Source organism: Mesorhizobium sp. GW821-FHT04C10, assembly GCF_059420305.1.
The window spans coordinates 6,075,089-6,095,009 of record NZ_JBWKTL010000001.1 but is presented as its reverse complement, the minus strand read 5'-3'; the positions used below and the strand labels follow the sequence as shown (position 1 = coordinate 6,095,009).

Below are 19,921 nucleotides of genomic sequence, written 5' to 3'. Positions count from 1 at the left end.
GGACGCACCCATGAGCGATATTGACGAACGGATTGATGGAGTGGTGATTGGTTTGCTGCTTGGGTTCGACCAAGGTGCGCCACTCGTGGTGTTTCCCGGAAATCGGGAGGAGGTAGCCCTGCAGGCGCGAAGTCTGACCGAACTGTCGTCTGACATGATCGGGTCAGAAGTCGCACTGCTGTTCGAAAATGCCAATCCGCTGAAACCGCTGATCGTAGGGCGTATTGTCGATCCCGCAAAACGACAGACAAACAGCCGGGACAACAGTCATGTCGTGCGCGACGGTGAAACGGTGAAAATCAGTTCGAGCGAGCGGCTTGAGCTGAGGTGCGGCAAGTCGGTCATCATTATGGAAAAGGATGGCCATCTCACCATACGAGGCACCAACCTGGTTAGCCACGCCAGCGCCTCCAACCGTATCCGTGGCGGCTCCGTGAATCTGAATTGATGCCAAAGCCGCCGATACTCGAACACATAGTACGTCAGCACGCGGAAATGGCGGCCTTCCTCTGGACGGTCTACGACCACCATCTGCTGCATCCCGGCGAGAACCCCGAGATGGACGAGGAGCGCGTGGAGCGGCTCTTAGAGCGGCTGGAAGCACATCTGCTTGGGCTGCGTGTTGCGGGTGTCGAAGGCAAGCGTATCGCAAAGGAGCGTTTCGACGAATTTTCGGAAGCTGGGGAGCTTTTTGTGGTCCGGATGCTGGAAGCCAGTAGTCCTCTCCCTCTCAAGCAGTTGAACCTCGATCAAGTGCGCAAATATCTAGCTGCCAAGTTGCCAGCGGCTGATATCTGAAGAATTTTTATACGACCTTCCCGCTGCCCCTTACGACAAAGTGTAAGTAACTTCGCCCCAATCGTCTTCATCTAGCTTGTAGATTTGATGCGGGGCGAACGCTGCCAGGAATCCGGCATAGCTCGAAACGTTTATGAAACTTTCGTCAACGCCAGGCAGCGACGGTTCGAACGGCTCCATCTCGCCGGTCCACCGGAAAAGTGTGCCGTCGAAGTACACAAGGATCCCTTGTTCCGTTCTTTTTATATCCCAGAAAGATTTCTTCTTGCCGAATGCGAATACGTCGCTGAATTCCTGGAAATCGGGTGTCGAGACAATGCGTCCATTGGTTGTGAAAATCTCGATGGATCTGCCTGCCTCCAGCATCTCGACGACAGTTCCGGGATGATCAAAATCCGCTTGGCTCCACGAACCGTCGTATACCCCGACCACCGCTTTGTCCGGTACCTTCGCCGCCAGGATGGCACGCGCGAGACGCCGGCCATCGCCGGCTTGGCTCGCTGCGTCAATCTCTGCCGTGCTCCTGAATCGCTTCGTCTCCGTTCCGCCAAAATACAGCCGGCCTTTGTGCGCAACGGCGCAGAAGTAGACCAGGTTTGTTGACCCGTCATCGCTGCCTTTCGGGCCCGCGAGAAACCTCCAGCCCTCCGAAGGCGTCCGCATGTAGACTTGCCCCCCATAGCCGAGCGCCAACAGTCGATTGCCGATCTGCAGTATCTTTGTCATGCGGCCGAACTTCATCGCATTCTCGGAGGCGAATCCGGCTCCCGATATCTGCTCACGTTGACTGACGGCGTCGAAAAAATACACCACCTCGCCCTCTCCAGTCAGTCCAGCGGCTTGGGCTTCGAAGGGCTGCTGCAGGGCCGTGAAAGAGATTAGGTCCGCGACCTCCTCTCGAGGCCGAAGCACAACCGAACCATCGGCAACGCGACCGGAGGCGACGAGCCGGTCATCGTCTTCTCCCGGCGTCGCTTTGAACAGGATGTAGAGGGTCCTGTCCACGCTCACGACACCTCCTGTTATCTCTGGTTTTCGCCTCATCGGTTGCTCAATACTCCCTTGGCAGCGATCTCATGCTGTTGGCAGATGCTGCCTGTTCAGCACGCCCTTGGCGGCAGGACTCATATTGCTGGAGCTCTTCTCCGCACGAGCATACTTGTCCTTGATTGGCTCTGTTTGCTCGGTCACCTTTTCACATGCCACTTCGAAGCAGTCCGCGGACACAGGATCATCGACCAGTTCGGCAAGAGCATCCAAACATTGATTTCTTATTTTATCCACCTTCTCGACGCCGCGCGGGTTGGCTCTTGTTGCGACCTGCTCGCCGAGTTCGGTCAGAGCATTGTCCAGGTGATGGTGCACGGTGACGTCTTCGCCTGTCGGCGGCCGAGCCGCCGAGTGGTTCACGCGAGGGATGCAGATACAAATGCCCTGGTCCCTGCTGGGAAATGGCGGGTTCGCCATTCGATCTTCGCTATTGACGCGAAAACAGCGGTCCGGAACGATATGGTGAGCTTGGTGAGCCACACCTTGCGTGCCCGGCTTGGCCAACGGATCAGTAGGGTCCTTTTTGGCGTTACACTTTTCGTGAATATCCTCGAAGCTGCCGACCATGCAGTCTTCATCGCCAGGAATTCCGAATGCCGGCTTTCCGACGATCACCATTGGGGGCGCATCGCCGGGATCGGTGCCGTGATTGCTGGTGGCCATGTCGCCGAGTCGAACGACACCCTTGCTCTCGACCTTGACGTCTGACGACCAGCCGTGTGCGTAGACCTTGCCGGTATTTTTTGAGGTGATTATTCCTTTTTTTGCCGCCGCCCCAGCCTCATCGCCGCTGCATTTGCTGTAGTAGCTGCTATTTTCCTGGCTGATAGGCTTGTTGCCAATCTTCACGGTTCCGCTACCCGACGTCAGATCGGAGTCGACCCCGAAATCAGGGTATGGGACGGGCACGCCCGGCGGGGTTGCCGGATTCTCGGGCGGGGTGAAACATGTGTCGGGGAAATCCGCAATGACCTTGCACCCTTGCGCCTCCGCCGAAATCTCTCGCCCGTTCGCGAAGACAGTCATCTTGCCTCCACCACCGCAGCGCCGCATGCACCGTCATCGCCCGAGGCCTCGATCAGGATCGGCCCCGATGGCGCGTAGCCACGTTGTATCGCCGACAGCGCCCACCCCAGCATCACCGGGACAGCGGCCGCCCCGACATTCCCCAAGCTCGCGCCCAGCGCCCATATTGGCCGCACCTGCGAGTGCTCGCGTTGTGTGCGCAGCATGGCGAGGGCACATTGCCGGAACCAGTATGTTTCGCCGACGAAATCTCCCATCTTGAGAGTGATATCTGAATGGAGGCGCCGTGACCCGGCAAACGCTTCCTTGTAAGCCGTTGTCATCGCTTGCCCTCGGAAGGGAATATCCATCTCGTTGTAAATATGAGCTTCCTCCCGTGCCAGGCCGAGCCCTGTGAGGTGCATGGTGCCGCCCGCGCGCGCGCAGAGAATCGCAGCCGCGGCTTCCCCCGGAATGAAGCCGTTCGAGTTTCGTGGCGTGAGCAACCGCTCACGGGCGAGATAATGGTTTATGGTCTGGGAGGTCAGATAGCTGTCCACCCCGACAATTATCACAAAAGGAGCAGTATTGGAGGCGAGCAGGCGACGGGCCGCCTCCAACGCGACGTGGCCGGACGGGCGGCCATGCGCGACGACGCGCGAGGCAATGGGACCGACGATTTCCGTGATTTGCTCGATCTGGGCAAGCAGGTTCCGGCTGTCAGGCGCCGGACGCCCGGGACGATCCTCCTCAGCCAGGCAAAGAACAAGGGCCGTCCTGCCCCGGGCCTCGGGCATCGCTTCGAACGCTTCGACAATTGCTGCGGCGGCCATATGGGCAAGGCGCTTTGCGCCCATCCAGTTGCGCGGCAGCGGGACGGGCGCACCGATCAGCCACTCGCCGGCGGCGCCAAGGAAATGCGTTTCCTGGAAACCGTCGAGACGGGCGCGCATCGCGGCGCAGCTCGATGGCGCGTCGAGGCCGACTGCCGTCACCATGCCCGCCGAGACGATGTCGAGGTCAGCGTTCATGCGGCCTCGTCTTCATCGCGAAGCGGAGTGTTGAACTTGCGGATGTAACGTTTGCGCTTGGCATAGGCGCGTTGCATGCCGGGTGTTGGCGGCCCGACCCAGCATTCCGAAAAATCGAGGATCGTGCGCTGGAGGTGCTGCTGCATCCGCCAGACCAGCGAAAACCGCCGCCTCTCCGGATCGAACAGCACCGTATCCGGCAGAAGCTCGCCCACGAACGCTTTTTCGCGACCTTTGAACAGCGTCAGCGGCAACGCTGTCGTTGGCATGCGGAAGCTTTCCTTGCCTGCCGGCGTCAAATTTATCAACTGTACGTCCTCGCCGCCCCTTGGGTGGTCGATCTGCTGGTCCGGTGGTGCCATCTGGAAATAGCGTTCATCGAAATCCGGCGGCAAGAACGGAAAAATATTGTCGATCCAGTTCTGGTCGTAGGTGCCGCCATATTCGATGCGGCCCGGCCAGCCCCGGCCCATGGGCCCGAAACTCATCGGCTTGTAGTCGCCAAATGGCGAGCGGATCTCTTCGTCGACCGCCTGGGTGTTCGGCAGCCGCAGGCCTGGAATAAGGCGCTGGTTCCTGGTGCGCGACCAGCCGGTGCCGACCGGGTTGTATTTGTAGCTGCCCGGGAGTTTGTCTTCCGGATCCAGCCTGTCGACGCCGCCCCAGGCGACGTCATAGGAGATGGGCAGTTTCAGGAAGGGCTGCGGCGATGTGGCAGTAAAGATCGGGCCGATGGCGCGCCATTCGCGGTGGCCGACGACCTCGAACAATTTTGACCAATTGCCAACCTTGATGCCGACCGGCACGCGCGCTGCCGGGCGCCCGCCCGGCGCGTAGGCGCAGCCATTGGCGATCACGTCGCAGCGCGGTTTGCGGAAGGCGAAGTCGGTCTCCCACAGCGTGGCCGAGTAGCCGGGCACGCCGGTTTGTGTGTCGGCCATCACCAGCGGCACCTGTTCCGCCGATTTTTGCACCAGTCCGCCCGGCTTGTCGGGGAAGTCGAACGTGCCTTTGACGACCACGACAATCCACTCATGGCCGGCCTTGTCCATGCCCATGGTGAATTGGTGCGGATAGCCCATCTGGTTCCAGATCTGCATCAGCTGGTCTCCCAGCTTGCGGCGAGGATCTGCTCCAGAACCGCCTGCGGCGATTGCGGATCGATGTCGAAAATGTTCGAACGGGCCGTCCACATCACCATGTCGCCGATGACTTCTTCACCCGGCTCGACTGATGGCGCCGGCAGTCCGGCCAGCGCGGTATCCAGTTCGTCCGGCGTCAACTCGCCGTTCTGGGCGGCGATGGCCGCCGCTTCGATCTGGGAAAACCACGCCTCGGCGTCAGCCAGCTGAATGGGCGCTTCGGCAAGCTGTGCGACGACGCTCAGAGGGAACTTCCTGCCGACCCTGTCGGCACTTTGCACGATGATGCCTGCCGATGCGCTGAAGGACGCCGGGCCGGCCAGAAAGCGTAGCGCGGTCGTACTTGGCCAAATTTCCGAGCCGAACAGCGGGACGAGATGCTGCGCTAGCCAGCGGTCCCAGCCGCGAACAAAGTCGCCGGAGAGCCGCCGCGTCACGAAATCGCCGGTGGCTGGCATTTTGCCGTAAAAGCCGGGCAAGATCATATCTGCGGCGGACATGAGAATTTCTTGAACATCTGGAGATTGTAGGGGTTCTCGACGCTGGCGGCCTTGAGTTCGAAATCGGCCCACATTCCCTTCGTGCCCAGGCGCAGGCTGTAGACATCGGACAGCGACGTGCCGGCGAAACGGCCGTTGCGCAGCATCCTCAGCCACGCCCAGCTGCCGGTCTCGTTGAGCATGATTTCGGGCGAGCCGTCGATCGGCTGGAAGGCGAGCGATATGACCCCGGTGCCGTCCTTGCCCGGCCACGTCATCGGTTGCGGCCGCGTCGCATTGTTGAAATAGACGAGGCTCTGGCCATCGAGATTGAGCGTGACGCGCGTAACGTTCGGAGACAGGTCTTTCGGTTCGAGCGTGAAGCTCATCACCGGCCCGGTGCCGCCAGGAAAAAGATCGTCGCGGATATGCCTGGCCTGCTCGAACGCCGCCAGCGCCGAGGGATCGAGGCCGAAATCGGCGCGCCATTTCCACGGCTGGCTGGTCGTGTCGACATAGTTGATCAGATGGTCGTTGATGAAACCGTCGATCAGTCCGGCCGGCCCGAACAGGCGGGCGAAATCACGCACATTGACGTCCACCGCGCTGTCGGCGCTGAACGGATAGCGGTCGTTCAGCGCCGCCTGGCAGAAAGGCAGTATGTCGGCCCGCCAGATGGCGTTGAGCTCCGAGGTCACAGCCTTTTGCGTCAAATTGCTGGTGTCACCGGCAATCCCGCTGAGCCAGGCGTTGATAGGGTCAGGCAGGATCTGTGCCTGCCTGGCGACCGCGCCGGTCAGTTCGGCAAGGCCGCCCTGCTTCTTGATGGCGTCTTGCGGATTGGGATTCGCGGTGACCGTCTGCAGGACGTTCGACAGCGCGGTCAGCGCGACGACCGCGGCATCCAGTGCCGGCGGCTGGCCGTCGACCTCGGCAATGGTGCTCTTCAGCGGCTTGAAATGTGCCGCCACCAGATTGCCGGTCAGGTCCACCTCTGTGGCTGACCCTGCGCGCGGAAGCAGTTTCGCACCTGATGTCGCCAGCTTGCCGAGCTTGCCAAGCTTGCCGAGCAGTTTCGAAGCGCCCTTGGCGGCTGTCTTGTCGTCGGCTGGCGCTTCGTCGGAGCGCGTCAGTTCGGTCTCCTGCACGACCGCCGTCAGCAGCCGCTTCAGGGCTGAATCGGCACTCGACAGATCCTTCAGATTTTCACTGGCGACATTGAGATCGGTCAATGGCGCGAGCCGCATGTCTCGCAGGAAGCTGTCCCATTGCGCGATGTAGTCGTCATAGTAGAGCTTCAGAATATCCTCGGACAGCGCCGAGACCGAGGTTTCGGAGTTTTCCGAGCAGCCGCCGGCGAAAACCGCGCGGTCGAGCGCCGCCTGGGCGGCGACATCGTCGATGCGGTCGAGAATGGCGTCGTGGAAGCCGGCATAGGTGAATGCCCCGGCAACGCCGACGCGAAGTGTCTTGTCGGACCGCCGCGCAAACACCTTGCCGCCATTGGGGCCGGCGAAATTGGCCGGGATCCACTCCTTGAGCCCGGCCACCTCCGGGTCGGCCAGCAACTGCTTGTAGGCACGCGCCGGCAGCGAGATAGTGCAGACCGTTTTCAGCGCTTCGGCAACCAGGGCCTGGTCGGGCGCGACATAGCTTTCGTCGACCGCCATGCGGCGGATGGCGGCAAGCTGATGCTCTTCGGCGTCGGCGGTCGGAAATGGTGCCGCGGCCGCGAATTCCGGCAAGCTGTTCACCCACCAGTTCTGGGTGAAATCGGCATCCATCTGCGACAGGCCCGTCATCATGCGATAGGTCTTAAGGGCACCGAGCATGAAATCCGGATCGCGGATCTGCCGCCACATGGTCGCCTCGAGCAGAGCGACCATGCGTGGCTCGAGAACATTGCGCAGGGCATGGTCGTATGTGTCGCTCTGCGCCCGCACCAGTTCGGCCGAGGCCGACGGACCCAGCAGATCCTGGGCGGCGCCCGGCGGTGCAGTCCGGGCATTTGCGACCGCGTCCATCGCCTCGAGCGCGCCGTCGATGGCGGGCTGCTGCACCGATGCCGGGCTTGCGGCAGCCGAGGTCAGCGGCGCTTGCAACGATTCGAACTGGCTTGCCTGGGCCGTGATCGCGTTGCGGTTGTCGAAATAGGACCAGGTGAACAGCCCGCCGGCCAGCAAGGCGCCGGCCGCGCACGCGGCCGCCGCGCCTCGCCAGATCCAGGCGCGACGGCGTTGCGCCAACGGGTCGAACGTGCCGAGGCCGGCTTCCTTGAAGATGACTTCGGTGAGCAGGTTCTTCAGGAAGAAGCTGCGCTTCTCGACTCTTGGTGCGGGCAGGGCGCGCCGTGGCGGCAGGCCGAAGGACGACGACAGCGCCGCGGTCAGCCGGTCTATGGGCGCCCCTTCCTGCGTCGCCGATGTCAGGTAGAGACCACGTAGCCAGGCGGCCTCTTCATACCGGCTTTCGCCGAACATCGCCTCGACCAGAACCTGGATCGGCTCGGACAGGCTGGACAACTGGGCTGGAAACCTGAAGATCTCGGCGCGGGCGGCGAGCTTGTCCTCGTCCTCCAGGCGCGGCACCAGCCGCCGCTCGAGTTCCGTCGCCAGTATTGAAATTTCCCGCTCGATGGTCTTGGCATCGACGCGCGCATCCAGCGCGAAGGTCGTTCCCCAGACCTGTTCGCGCGAGGCGGTGGACAGGCCGCCGAAGAAAGCCTCGAAACCCTTGATCAGATCGGCCTTGGTCAGCATCAGATAGACCGGAAGGCGGATTTCGAGCCGGTCGTTGAGTTCGGCCAGCCGGCGGCGGATTTTGCGGCCGTGTGCCTTGATGGCTTCGTCGCCCTCTGAAAGCACGTCGGTCGAAAGCGCCACGATCACGCCGTTGAGCGCGCGGCGGCCGCGATGTTTCTTCAGAAGGTCGAGGAAGCCCAGCCATTCCGCCGCGTCGACATCGGGCTGGCTTTCCTGTTGGACATAGCGGCCGGCGGTGTCGATCAGAACCGCGTTCTCGGAAAAGAACCAGTCGCAGTTACGCGTGCCGCCGACGCCTTGTAGATCGTCGGTGAGGTCGATCGGGAAATTCAGTCCGGATTGCCTGAGCGCCGTGGTCTTGCCGGTGGCCGGCGGCCCGACGATCACATACCAGGGCATCTCGCGCAGGAACTTGCGCCCGCCCAGCTTGCGGCGTTTCAGTTCGGCCATCACCTCGGCGAACTTGGCGCCGACGGCAGCGACGTTCTCTTCGCCGGGGCTGAGCGGCTTCTCCGCAACCGGCGCGGCGATCTCGGCGACGAACAGGCGATTGGCACGGATGGCGCGGCGTTGCGCGATAATCAGCCAGATCAGCCACAGGATGATCAGGCCCGCGATCATGGCAATGCGCACATTGTCGGAATCGAAAGGCGAATAGGGACCGACCCTGACGATCGGACCGAACACCCAGATAACCAGCGAAAGCAGCGTGATGCCGATCAGCGTCCACAGCCAGCGCGATGTCAGAACCGCCCAGAGGAAGCGCAGGATAAACATCTCACAGCCTCTTTTCGACGAGCACCTCGACGCGGCGGTTCAAGGCTCGCCCCTCGCGCGTGCTGTCGCTGGCCACTGGATCGGTCGCCGCGCGGCCCTCGGAATGGACGCGGTCCTGCGGCACCCCGTTCTGGACCAGCATGTCGGCGATCGTCTGGGCGCGGGCCTCCGACAGCCGCTGGTTGGTCGACAGCGGATTGGTCTTCTGCAGGGGAATGCCGTCCGTATGTCCGATCACCGTGATGTTCCCGATCAGCTCCTGATTGGCGAGGATCACCTTGGCGATCGAACCGATCAGCGGCTCGAAGCCTTCGGTCAGTTGTGGCCGCGACGACTGGAACAGTTCCGGGTTGGAGGCCTGGATGATCAGCTTGGCCAGCGAGACGCTCTCGGTGCCGCTAAGCGCGGATTTGAGGTCAGCCGGCGCGCCGGCCTGGAATTCCGGCAACAGCGCGAAATCCACTTTCTCCGGTGGCGGGGCGTCGACCTTGGGCGAGGTCCGGCTGATGTCGCCGCGTTCAGGCGGCGGCAAGGCCCGAACAAGAGCTGAAAGCTCGACCGCCTGGCTGCTCAATCCCATCGACAGCCCGACATGGACGGCCGTGGCGACAACCGCCGCACCGAGCGCCATGACCCAGATCGGCACGATGAAGCGCTGCGGTTCGTCGGATGCGATGACGCCTTTCCAGTTTGGCGACAGCGGCGCGCCCTCCGCATCGGCATCGCGCAGGAAGCGTGCCGCCGCCACGCGAACCGCATTGAGCGATCGGTCGCCCGACCGGCCGGGCACGCGATATTTGCCGCGGAAGCCGAGCGCCATGCAGTCATACTGCAGTTCCAGCAATTCGCGGTCGCGGTTGGGATGGCGTTCCAGTTCGTCGAGACGCGTGAAGAACTGCGTGCCGGCATCGACATCGCCGCGCAGCATCACCACAAGCGGCTGCCGCGGCCAGGCGCTGGCCCCGCCCCACGGCGTGTTCAGGGCGAGATCGTCGAGCAACGCCGCCACCACCCAGGCTGCCTGATCGGCGCGCTCCAGCGAAGACCCCGTAGCCATCGCCGTGTCGCGTGCCCGAACCAGTTCTTCGAGCAGACGGGTGCGCAACGCTTCCGGGTTCTCCGGCGCCAGCGCACTTTCGAGCTCGGGCGCGAATTCGAGCAAGGGCGCGAACGCGTTGACAAGCGCGTTCGGATGCGTGCGCGACCGCTTGACCGCCGTGCCCGGCAAGAGCGGCGCCATCGGCCGCGGCATCGGCGCGCCGGTCAGCCGTATGCGGGTTCGTTCGCGATCCTCCGACAGTCCGAAAGGATCATCGCGGCTCATCATCTCACCTGTTCACCGAATAGCAGTCCACCTGCGGCTCGCTTGGCAACACGCCCGAAACGCCGATGACGAAGCCGGGTGCATCGAGCAGCGATGCCCAATGCTCGCTTTTCTGATCCAGTTCGAGGCATAGCCGATCGCCGTCGTAAGGGATTTCGCGCGGCTGGGAGTGAAGCGGTTTCAGCGGTATGCCGGGCAGGCGCGATTTCCACAGGCCCTCGAACTGGTCGGCCGAGCCGACAGTCGCCTGATTGACGAAGATCTTGCGCAGCGCGTCTTCCGACAGCTCGGAACCGACCCGGATGACGATGCGGCTGGCGACCAGCAGCTTCGGATTGTCGATGCGGATTTTCCAGACATTGGTCGAATGCCGCATGACCGGCAGTGCCCGCGATTTCGGCTCGATGTAGCGCAGGCTGAGGATGAGCGAGCGCAGTGCATCCGCCAGCGCCATGTAGGCCGGCCCGGGTGCCATGTGATCGTAAGCCGGCAACTCGCCCAGCCGCCGCGCGCTCGATCCGTAGGTCGCCATCGAACCGGCGAGCCCGGCGAGCTCCAGGTAAAGCTCGGCCGGATGGAAGACATCCTGCGCCAGCATATGGGCCAGCCGCGGCCGCGCCGCATTGGCGAGGTTAAGCATCAGCAGGTCTTCGACGCTGCGCCCCGGTCCGCCCATCACCATCTTGCCATGTGCCTCGGCGATCTGGTCGAGACCCGTGACGACTTCCAGAAGCAATTGCCGATACCAGGCCACCGCGCCGGTAACCAGGGTCGGTGGCAGGAAGGTCTCGTCCAGCGAGACGCCGCCATCGGCTCGAATCCCCTTGAGGTCGGCTATCGGCAAGGCAGTGTAGCCGCCAACCGACCTGCCGGGCGCAAGCAGCAGCGCCTGCGGCCGTGCGATTTCGATTTCTTCGGGGTCCGAACCGCCCTGGACGGCGTCGCGCACCGAAACGATCCGCCCATGATAGCGTGCTCCCGAAGCGGCCGCGTGTGCCGGATCGAAGCCGACACCACCGGGCGGCTCCAGCGGCAAGGCGACCAGCACCGGTCCGGCGCCTGTGTCCGGGGTGACCGGCAAAGGTCGCGGCGCGTCCATCATGTCGGGAATGGAAAACGGCGTCCCGTCCGGGAAGATGCCCCGCGCCGACAGGATCGAGATCTGGCCGGCCTCTAGCAACGCCTGGTCCAGCGTCAGCTGTTGAAAGCCGAACGTATGCAGTTGCCCGGCCTGCAACGCGCCGCGCACCGTCGCCTCGAAGAAACGATCCTGCTGCTGGAAATGCTGGGTCCGCAGGAAAAGGCCTTCGGACCACAGCACCCTGTTTGCATCGCTCATGCCGCTGCTCTCTGCATCGAGCTCTCCTTGCCCCGGCCGCTAGGCGGAAATACCGCCGCTGCCAAGCGTGACATTGATCGTGAATTTGGATCCCGGCGACACCGACTTGGTCGTCCGCCAATTCCTGCCTGTAGGCTCGCGGATGAGCGCAACGAAGCCCAGCGCCGTGGCATCCGGCTCGACGGTGATGGTCTTGGACGCGGATTTTCCCGGCCCGACGGCAATCTGGTCGGATCCGATAAGATCGCCTGCCAGCGCCGTACCGGCATCGCCCTGCAAGGCAAAGTAGTCGGCGGAATTGAATTTGCCGGTGCTGCGCAGCCGCATCACGAGGACGGTCACCGGCCGGTCGCCGCCGCCCGGTCCCGGGTTCATGCCGGCCCCGCCGGACACGTTGACGGTGATCACCGAAGGTTTTGGCGGGCCGCTCTGGCAAGCCGCAAGCAGCCCCGTTGCGCCAAGGGCAACGATAAATTCGCGTCGATCGATCATGTCTCACTCCTCCTCATATGCGTCCCGGAAATCAGCGCCGATCTCGCCAAGGAAGCTCTTCTCCGCGCTCTCGGCGATTTCACGATGGCGTTTCTGGTAGAGTTCCCACAGCTTGGCGCCGCGTCCGCCCGAAAGCAGGGTACCGATCGCCGAATTCGATTTCAGCTCTTCCTCGATCGCTGCCGGGTCGAAGCGGTCGATCATCCGCCGCAAGGCGCCTTGCACGCCGCGCCAGGCGCGCACGTGATGTTGAGCGAGATCGCGAACCGCGTCGGCGATAGCCGCTTCGCCGGCGAGGAATCCGGGACTGCGCTCGGCGATAAGCGTGACGATGGCGTCGTCGACCGTCGGCAGAAACTTGAGCGGATTGACTTCGGAAGCCCCGACCATGGTCTGGGCAACGCGGGCGTTTCCCTTTTCCTCGGCCCGCTTGCGCAGAAGCTGCATCAGGCCTTCCATCATCAGCCGATATTCACGGCCGAATTTCTCCATTTCCGCGATGCTGTCGCGCCCGGGGAAATCGGCTTCCTCGACGCCCATGCCGCGCAGGAACGCGGAACGAAGCACCATGTCTCCCGGCTGGGCCGCCTGCGGCAGGCGAGCAGGCGCGGCAGCGGCACCCGTGCGCGCCGGAGACGGGCCGTCTGCCGCTTGCACGGGCAAATCCCAGGGATTGGCGGGTCGCTGGGCAACGCGCTCGCGCTGTCCGGCCGAGCCGGCACCGTTTGCCGACCCGGTTGCGGCGGCTGGCCCGAAACCAAAATCATCATTGAAATCGGACGGCTTTCCCCGAGCGATCTGGGCTCCGCGTCCGAGGGACGGCAAGGGGTCGAGGCTGAACGGGTCCGTTTGGTTCTCGGTGCCGCCGGGTTCTAGGTAAGGAGCGGCGTCTTTCGACACAGGCGTCGAAACCGGATCGAGGCTGAATGGGTCATCGAAAGCAGGCGAACTGCGCTGGCTGGACGCGGCACGCTCGAACGCGCCCGCAACCGGCTGCTCGAACGGGTTGGGCAGGTCGGCCGGGCGCGGCCGTCGCGGCTCTTCCTCGACCTTGGCGGAAAAGAAATCATCACGGCCGATGCTCACCGGCGCTCGCGATGCCGGCGGCAGGCGTTCCGGAATGGGCTGGCTGGCTGTGGGTGCCTGGGCGGTTGGCGTCTGCAAGTCGACATGGACGACGTAGTCGCCCAGCCTCAGCCGCATGCCGTTTTGAAGGCGCGTCGACTTGCCGGGGCCAAGCGGGCTGTCGGAGTCGTTTATGAACAGTCCGCTGCTCGACGTGTCGGTGACGAAGTATCCGTCCCGCCCGCCCGAAATCTTGCAATGAGCGCGGGAAACGAACATGTCGGGATCGTTTATCTGCCAGCCTGCGTCCGCGCTGCGGCCGATCACCAGCTCGCCCTCGTCCAGCCGGGTCTGCCGTACCGTCTGGGTGCGTGGCCCTTGCTCCAGCGTCAGCAGCAGGCTCATGCCGCGCCCTCCGCCATTTCCGGCCGCCATCCGACAATTGTCCGCAGCCGCAGATCGTCAGCATCCCCCCTTTCGGTGGGCCGCGCAAGCCAGGCGGTCCGGCCGAGCTGGAGCGTTCCGATACAAGGCGGCGGCACGGCTTCACGCGCCAGCACGATGCGCAGGTCGACGTCGAGCGTTTCCCCAACCATGTCGCGAACGGCCTGCTTGAACAGTTTGAGGCGCGACCCTCCCGGCAGGAAGGCCTTGAATTCCTCAAGCCCGAGAGGGCCGACACGCAGTTCGATCCTGCTTTGGCGGTTGAAAACGCGCGGACCGATGGTTGCCCCCCGGCCGAGCCCCGCATAGGCTTTTGCGAGCCGGGTCTGGAGCCCCGTTGGGATGGTTATCCAGGCAGCGATGAACTCCTTGATTTGAACCGGTACCTTGAATGCTTCCGCCAGGAACAGCGTCAGCCTTTCGGGGCCGTCGACCTGGCTGGCGAGCGCCGCGGCCTGGCGAAGCTTGACGGTGTCGAGATCGGGATCTTGGGTGCCGGGAAGCCCGATCCCCGCCATCGCCTCAAGCATGGCGCGAACGCGGCCACCGACTGCGCGCTCGACCTGGACAGCGGGATGCGCATCCGCCCAGGCCCGGTAGTAGAGGGCAATCATGCGGTGCTGAAGGATGTTGACGAAGTCCACGAATGTCGTGTCGCTGGTCTGCTGTGCGTCGGCGCCGGCGAACCAGCGCTGCGACAGGCGGTCGAGCACCCAGCGCGTCAGATGAAGCGGCATTGGGCCCTCGGGCCCCAACAGGCCGAGATTTGCGACCGTGACCCGTGCCGGCGCCTTGTCGTTGGCTTCGCGAAATTGAACCAGGTCCCGCGCGGAAAAGGCCAGCCGCACATGCTGGCCGAGCCTCGCGGGCTCGCGGTCGGGCCGTCCGGAATGGCCGAACAGACCGCTGCGCTGTTCAAGACGGCGCAGCAATTCGAAAAAATCGAACGCTTCGGAGAGACCTTCGGCCCGGTCCGGGCCAGCCTTGTCCAGATGAGGTGACTTGTCCAGATCAGGTGTCTTTTCCGGATCAGGTGACTTGTCTAGATCAGGTAGCGATTGCCGGGCGTCATCGGCCATGGCACATCCTCCTGCTTCTGCAGCAGCCGCGTGCGAGTTCGCACGAAGCCGTTTATTCCGGCATGACGGGCAAACAGCCGCGCCAGCAAGGCTGACAGCAGCAAGCTGCTTTGCCCCGCCAGCACCGACTGATCGACATGCAGCGTCACTTCAGTGCCGCGCCCGAAGCACATCGGCCCATCGATCTGCAGCCGTTCGACCACCGGCCGCGAATCTATGCGCACGATCGAATGCACGTTGCGGGCAAGGCCCGGATCGCCCCGGTCGGCATAAAGATCAAGCAGCGCGTGCAGCGGATCGACGCCGCGGCCTTCCTTGGCAAGGCTCAAGAAATTGAGCGCCAGCTGCGCGACCAGTCGCCAGGCGAGATCGTCGGCACGGGATTCGCCATCGGCCCCGGCGGGCAGCGCCGCCGGGATGGCGGGCTGTGGCGGACGCAACGCACCAAGCAGCCGAACGGATTCGACCGGGTCACCGGCCTCGAGCGTCAAGGTCGGATTGTCATCGAGGATCGGCAGATCACGATTGGTGCAAAGCGCCATGATGTCGAGACGCTTCAGCGGCCGGTTCGCGGGACTTGCGAGCGGCCGTGATACGGCCAGGAAAACGTCGTCCCCGGTGTATGACGTGCGGGTCAGACCCTCGCGCCGTTCATCCTCCGTTGCCCGCCTTGGGCGCCGTTCCGTCGAATAGACCCAGCCACTGCCGCGGTTCTGCCCGAGGCTGAACAACTCCGGTATCTCGGCATCGCTGCCTTCACTGTCGGCATCCTCGACGCGGATCACACGATAGATCTCGAAGTCGCGCGCCCGCGTGCGGTCGGCGTGGATCACCTGCCGCGTCTTGCGCGCGTCGAGCTCGACGACGTTGCACTCACGCTCGAACAGATTGATGATCGGCGTCGCGAAAAGTTCGAAATCCGCCGGCGTCAGGTCGGCGAGTTCGGGCACCGGGCGACGGAACAGGAAGATGATCTCCAGGCCGGCCTCGCATTTGCGCACCACGGTCTGCAGTCCCAGGACCCGCACATAGTGAAAGCGCTCCGGCATGACGAAGTATTCGCGCAGCAGGCGGTACCCTTCGAATGTCGGGCGGGTGCGCGGCATCAAGGCCTCGTCGTCGCTGATGCCGACCATTTCGGGTGCCGGCAAGGGCGACAGCCGGTTGGTCTTGCCTTCCGGTCGCGCGCCAACAGCCACGCAGGCGCCAAAGATCGCGTCGAACAGAAGCGGCGCCTTGGTGCGTCCGGCAAAATAGAGGTCAAGCTGGTCGAGCGCCAATTCGTCGAGTTTGCCTTTTCCGGTCCGCGTCAGCGCCAGGCGCAGCGCCGCCTCGCCGCCGGTACCGCCGATCGGTCCTATGCCGGCCGCGGCCAGCGCGCTGCGATCCTGAAAATAGCTGACCGAAGTGATCGCTATCGGCCACAGCGTCATGTCCTGCGCGGTGGAGAAAGTGCAGCGCGTCGACAGGCCGGGTTGCAGGCTGGAGACCAGCCGCGTGTTGCGCTTGACGACGTGGCCGGCGGGCATGGTCTGCACCTGCTGGCCGGGTTTCAGCACGGCCATCGCCGTTGCCGGCGCCGGCGTGACCAGATCGGGATAGAGGACGTCGAGCACGCTGCGCGAAAATCGCGAGCGCTCGGCGTCGACCTTCAGCCGGGTGCGCGCGGCGAGGAAGGCGACGCCGTCCAGCAGCCGTTCGACATAAGGATCCGGGCAGGGCACCGTGTCGAGGGAAAGGTTGCGCGCCACCGCCGGATGCATGTCGGCGAATTCCGCCGCGAGGCCGCGGATATGGGTCAGTTCCTCCTCGTAATATTCGACGAAGACCCGATCCATCTCAGGCGTCCCTAATTTCGGTCCGTGCCAAGCCGTTGTCGAGATTGATCGTGGTGCGCAGGCGCATGCGTTCCGGTGTGGGCGTCATGATCAGCACGGCGTCTATCTCGATCTTCAGGCCCACGGTCTTGTCGCCCAGGGTGACGGTAACCTTCGTCGCGCCTTCCTTGAGGCGGGGCTCGAAGGTGGCGAGCACCGAGCGGATTTCGCGGGCCAGCACGTCGCGGTCGAAGTCGCGGGACGACCGGCCCGAGAAGGAGGGCACGCCGTAATTGACCACGCTTCGACGGACCTCCGGAAAATCGGCGAGCGACGGCGGATTGTCCGCCATTTGCTCATTTTCCAGGTCGGAAAGCAGCGGCGTGGCCTCGAAACGCTCGGTGTTGAACAGAGCCTCGATGTCGCGCCGCACCGCTTCCCTTAGCACGCGGGCCGATACCACCACGCCGCGGCTTTCGATCTCCGCGCGGTGCTGGGTCTGGAAGGCCAGGCGATGCAGACGCCGTTTCTGGTCGGGCGTCAGCTCCGCATCGGCATCGATGGTCCGTGCACTGCCGGCAGCGAAGGTGTCGAGACGGTCCGCGCCAAGCTCGTCCAGCAGGACATGGCGCAGCCCGTCTATCTCCGAGGTCAGGCCCGGCAGGTCGTTGACAAGACGATCCCATAGCGATGGCTGGACGGCCTCGCTTTTTGCCCGCAAGCTGCCGGCTATCTGCTGCTTGCCCGCGCCGGGCCGCCGAACCTCACTTGCCGACATAGACATCCATTTCGGCTTCATCATTGCCGTCATAGACGAACTTGATCTTCTTGTAGGCGAAGCTGACCTCCTCCTGGATCAGGTCTTCCTCATCCTCGGCCTGCGACATGTCGTATTCCATGATCGAGGCGTCGGTGAGCGTGACGACCAGGTAGTCCTTGGTCTCGCCATCGATGGTCCGCCGTGCGGAGAACACCACTTCATCCAGGGCCTTGTTCTCGAAAAGAGCCTTTTTTAGATAGGGCGAGGACTTGTCGTAATGTTTGATGAACTTGATCATGCCCATCGACACGCGCCCACGGCGTGAGAGCGAATTCGGATCATAGGGCGCGACCATCTTGTAGTCGACGCCATGGATTTCGATCTCGTCCGAGTGGCCGTCGCGGGTGCTTGGGCCCTTGATATCGGGAACCTTCAGAAAACCATCAATCTTGACTGGCATTGTCTTTCTCCACCGCTTTCAAACAAAACAAGGTCTGGTTGCTGCAAATCAGGTCTTCACGGACGGCAGTTCCGATACCAGCCGCAGCGAGGCGTTGATGCCTTCCAGCTGGTAATGCGGGCGCAGGTAGAAGCGGGCGTTGTAGTAGCCCGGCCGCCCCTCCACGCTGTCCACCTGGACTTCGGCCGCCGCCAGCGGGCGCTTGGCGCGCGCCTTGTCGTCGGCGAAGGCAGGGTTGGCCAGCACGTAGCGGTTGATCCACTCGGTCAGCCAGATCTGCATGTCGGAGCGTTCCTTGAACGAGCCGACCTTGTCGCGCGCGATCGCCTTGAGGTAATGCGCGAAGCGCGAGACCGGGAAGAGATAAGGCAGGTTGGCGCTCAGCCGCTCGTTCGATTGGGCATCGGGGTCGACCAGTCGGCCGGCGCGCGTTTCGTCGTCCTGCAGCGAATGGGCGCCGATGAAGGCCGCGAGATCGGTGTTCTTCCGGTGCAGGATCGGCATCAGGCCGAGCTTGGCCAGTTCGGCCTCGCGCCGGTCGTCGATGGCGACTTCGGTCGGACATTTCATCGCGATCGAGCCATCGTCGGTCGGGAAGCTGTGCACCGGCAGGTTGAGCACGGTGCCGCCATTCTCGACGCCGCGGATCTGCGTGCCCCAGCCGAAAAGCTTGTGGCTGCGGTTGATGTTGACGCCCATCGGGAAGGCGGCGTTCATCCAGACATATTTGTTGTGATCGCCCCGCACCTCTTCCTCGAAGGTGAAGCCCTTCACCGGAACGGTATCGGTGCCATAGGGCAACCTGGCCAGGACGCGCGGCATGGTCAGGCCGATATAGCGGGCGTCCTCGCTCTCACGCAGCGACTGCCACGAGGCATAGGCCGGGTTGGAGACGATCTGCTGCAGGTCTTGCGGGTTCGGCAGTTCCTGCCAGCTGTCCATGCGGAACAGGCGCGGCGAGGCGGCGGCGATAAACGGCGTGTGTGCCGAGGCGCAGATGCCCGAAATATTGCGCAGCAGGCCGACATCGCGTGGGTGGTTGGAGAATTCGTAGGCGCCGATCACGCAGCCGATCGGCTCGCCGCCCAGCATCGAATACTCGTCCGTGTAGACTTTCTTGAAGATCGGGCTCTGGTCCCACATCTGGCCTTCATAGTCTTCGAGCGTGTCGGCCAGCTGTTCCTTGGAGATGTTCATCACCCGGATCTTCAGCTTCTGGTCCGTCTCGGTGTTGTTGACGAGATACCAGAGGCCGCGCCATGTGCCCTCCATCTCGCGCACTTCCGGCGCGTGCAGGATCTCGTTGACCTGTGTCGTCAGCATCTTGTCGATGCCCGCGATCAGCGACTTGATCGACTTGATCGCATTGGACGAGATGGTCGTGGTGTCGGAACGCGATTGCGCCGCGAGCGCGAGATTGCGGACGAGCTGCTGCAGCTTCTCGCTGTCGTCCTTCTTGACCTTGAAGTCCTTTTCGAGGAGCCCGCTGAATTCTCCCAGGTCGATGGCTTCGGCCTCGGCGGCGACGGCGGTCTTTTGCTGTTCGGCCATGACTTACTCCCCTGCCTTGTCGTCGTCGGCCAGTGCCTGGCTGGCGATCTTGCCAAGCAGCGGCTCGTTGTTCAGCAGCTGCGCGATGCGCTTTTCGGCGTCGACGCGGCCATCCATGAAGCCGAGCAACTCCTCGAGCTGGCGACGCATCTTGAGGATCTCGGCCAGTTGCGGCACCTGCTCGGCAATCTTGTCGGGAGCGAAATCGCCCATCTTGGTGAAGGTGAGATCGAGTGCCAGTTCCTCGTCGCGCTCCTGGCCCTCGGCCTGCGGCAACGTGTTCTTCACCCGGGCTTTGACGCGGGGCCCGAGCGCCTCCATGAATTTGGGGAAGCGGTTCGCGTCGGTCTCCACGAAGGCTCGGTCCAGCACCGATTTCGACGCTTCCCTGGTCTGCGAAGCGCCGGAAAGGTCGGCCATCACGGCCATGACAAACGGCAATTCGATCGTCGTCGGGCTACCGTAGGTTTCCACATCGTAGGCGATCTGCACCCGCGGCGCACGATTTCGTTCGATGACCTTCGCTTTGCTTTCGGCTGGCATGTG

At 63.3% G+C, this 19,921-nt stretch carries 18 protein-coding genes; 2 read left to right on the top strand and 16 right to left on the bottom strand.

Annotated elements, in window-relative coordinates:
• Positions 1 to 10 precede the first annotated feature (10 nt).
• Together AC07UC_RS29535 and AC07UC_RS29530 are read left to right on the top strand one after the other, a co-directional pair.
• On the top strand, positions 11 to 448 hold the full coding sequence (locus AC07UC_RS29535) for a DUF6484 domain-containing protein (protein WP_140775179.1): 438 nt from the start codon (positions 11 to 13) through the stop codon (positions 446 to 448).
• Positions 448 to 798, top strand: a complete 351-nt coding sequence (locus AC07UC_RS29530; protein WP_140775180.1) for a hypothetical protein — start codon at positions 448 to 450, stop codon at positions 796 to 798. Before AC07UC_RS29535 ends, AC07UC_RS29530 begins: the two co-directional genes overlap by 1 nt.
• A 30-nt stretch (positions 799 to 828) precedes the next feature.
• On the opposite strand, the gene AC07UC_RS29525 is transcribed toward AC07UC_RS29530, so the two are convergent.
• From AC07UC_RS29525 to tssB, 16 genes are all read right to left on the bottom strand, one after another.
• A complete protein-coding gene (locus tag AC07UC_RS29525; RefSeq protein WP_494908314.1) occupies positions 829 to 1,809 on the bottom strand; it encodes a hypothetical protein in 981 nt (326 codons plus the stop codon).
• Positions 1,810 to 1,872: 63 nt separating this feature from the next.
• Positions 1,873 to 2,874, bottom strand: coding sequence for a DUF4150 domain-containing protein (locus tag AC07UC_RS29520; protein WP_140775182.1), 1,002 nt, complete (start codon positions 2,872 to 2,874; stop codon positions 1,873 to 1,875).
• The gene (locus tag AC07UC_RS29515; protein ID WP_140775183.1) at positions 2,871 to 3,884 is read right to left on the bottom strand and encodes a beta-ketoacyl synthase N-terminal-like domain-containing protein; all 1,014 of its coding nucleotides are present in this window, start codon (positions 3,882 to 3,884) and stop codon (positions 2,871 to 2,873) included. The genes AC07UC_RS29520 and AC07UC_RS29515 overlap by 4 nt, the downstream gene beginning before the upstream one ends.
• On the bottom strand, positions 3,881 to 4,984 hold the full coding sequence (locus AC07UC_RS29510; RefSeq protein WP_140775184.1) for a DUF2169 family type VI secretion system accessory protein: 1,104 nt from the start codon (positions 4,982 to 4,984) through the stop codon (positions 3,881 to 3,883). The genes AC07UC_RS29515 and AC07UC_RS29510 overlap by 4 nt, the downstream gene beginning before the upstream one ends.
• Entirely contained in the window at positions 4,984 to 5,511 is a 528-nt protein-coding gene (gene tagF, locus AC07UC_RS29505) for a type VI secretion system-associated protein TagF (RefSeq protein ID WP_494908313.1), read from the bottom strand. Before tagF ends, AC07UC_RS29510 begins: the two co-directional genes overlap by 1 nt.
• A complete protein-coding gene (tssM, locus tag AC07UC_RS29500; RefSeq protein ID WP_494908312.1) occupies positions 5,508 to 9,044 on the bottom strand; it encodes a type VI secretion system membrane subunit TssM in 3,537 nt (1,178 codons plus the stop codon). Before tssM ends, tagF begins: the two co-directional genes overlap by 4 nt.
• 1 nt (position 9,045) lies before the next feature.
• A complete protein-coding gene (gene icmH / locus AC07UC_RS29495; RefSeq protein WP_140775186.1) occupies positions 9,046 to 10,368 on the bottom strand; it encodes a type IVB secretion system protein IcmH/DotU in 1,323 nt (440 codons plus the stop codon).
• 4 nt (positions 10,369 to 10,372) lie between these two features.
• Entirely contained in the window at positions 10,373 to 11,707 is a 1,335-nt protein-coding gene (tssK, locus tag AC07UC_RS29490; protein WP_140775187.1) for a type VI secretion system baseplate subunit TssK, read from the bottom strand.
• 39 nt (positions 11,708 to 11,746) lie between these two features.
• Positions 11,747 to 12,199 (bottom strand): type VI secretion system lipoprotein TssJ, encoded by a 453-nt coding sequence (tssJ, locus tag AC07UC_RS29485; protein ID WP_494908311.1) that lies wholly within the window; start codon positions 12,197 to 12,199, stop codon positions 11,747 to 11,749.
• Between the two features lie 3 nt (positions 12,200 to 12,202).
• Positions 12,203 to 13,669 carry a type VI secretion system-associated FHA domain protein TagH gene (tagH, locus tag AC07UC_RS29480; RefSeq protein WP_494908310.1) on the bottom strand — a complete coding sequence of 489 codons (1,467 nt, stop codon included), beginning with the start codon at positions 13,667 to 13,669 and terminating at the stop codon, positions 12,203 to 12,205.
• Complete coding sequence (gene tssG / locus AC07UC_RS29475) at positions 13,666 to 14,787, bottom strand: type VI secretion system baseplate subunit TssG (protein WP_494908309.1); 1,122 nt, start codon at positions 14,785 to 14,787, stop codon at positions 13,666 to 13,668. The genes tagH and tssG overlap by 4 nt, the downstream gene beginning before the upstream one ends.
• Positions 14,751 to 16,625 (bottom strand): type VI secretion system baseplate subunit TssF, encoded by a 1,875-nt coding sequence (gene tssF, locus AC07UC_RS29470; protein ID WP_494908308.1) that lies wholly within the window; start codon positions 16,623 to 16,625, stop codon positions 14,751 to 14,753. The genes tssG and tssF overlap by 37 nt, the downstream gene beginning before the upstream one ends.
• 1 nt (position 16,626) lies before the next feature.
• Positions 16,627 to 17,382 (bottom strand): type VI secretion system baseplate subunit TssE, encoded by a 756-nt coding sequence (tssE, locus tag AC07UC_RS29465; RefSeq protein ID WP_140775250.1) that lies wholly within the window; start codon positions 17,380 to 17,382, stop codon positions 16,627 to 16,629.
• Entirely contained in the window at positions 17,369 to 17,824 is a 456-nt protein-coding gene (locus AC07UC_RS29460; RefSeq protein WP_027042794.1) for an Hcp family type VI secretion system effector, read from the bottom strand. The genes tssE and AC07UC_RS29460 overlap by 14 nt, the downstream gene beginning before the upstream one ends.
• A gap of 48 nt (positions 17,825 to 17,872) precedes the next feature.
• On the bottom strand, positions 17,873 to 19,375 hold the full coding sequence (tssC, locus tag AC07UC_RS29455; RefSeq protein ID WP_494908307.1) for a type VI secretion system contractile sheath large subunit: 1,503 nt from the start codon (positions 19,373 to 19,375) through the stop codon (positions 17,873 to 17,875).
• 3 nt (positions 19,376 to 19,378) lie between these two features.
• A complete protein-coding gene (gene tssB / locus AC07UC_RS29450; RefSeq protein ID WP_140775193.1) occupies positions 19,379 to 19,918 on the bottom strand; it encodes a type VI secretion system contractile sheath small subunit in 540 nt (179 codons plus the stop codon).
• Between the last annotated feature and the right edge of the window lie 3 nt (positions 19,919 to 19,921).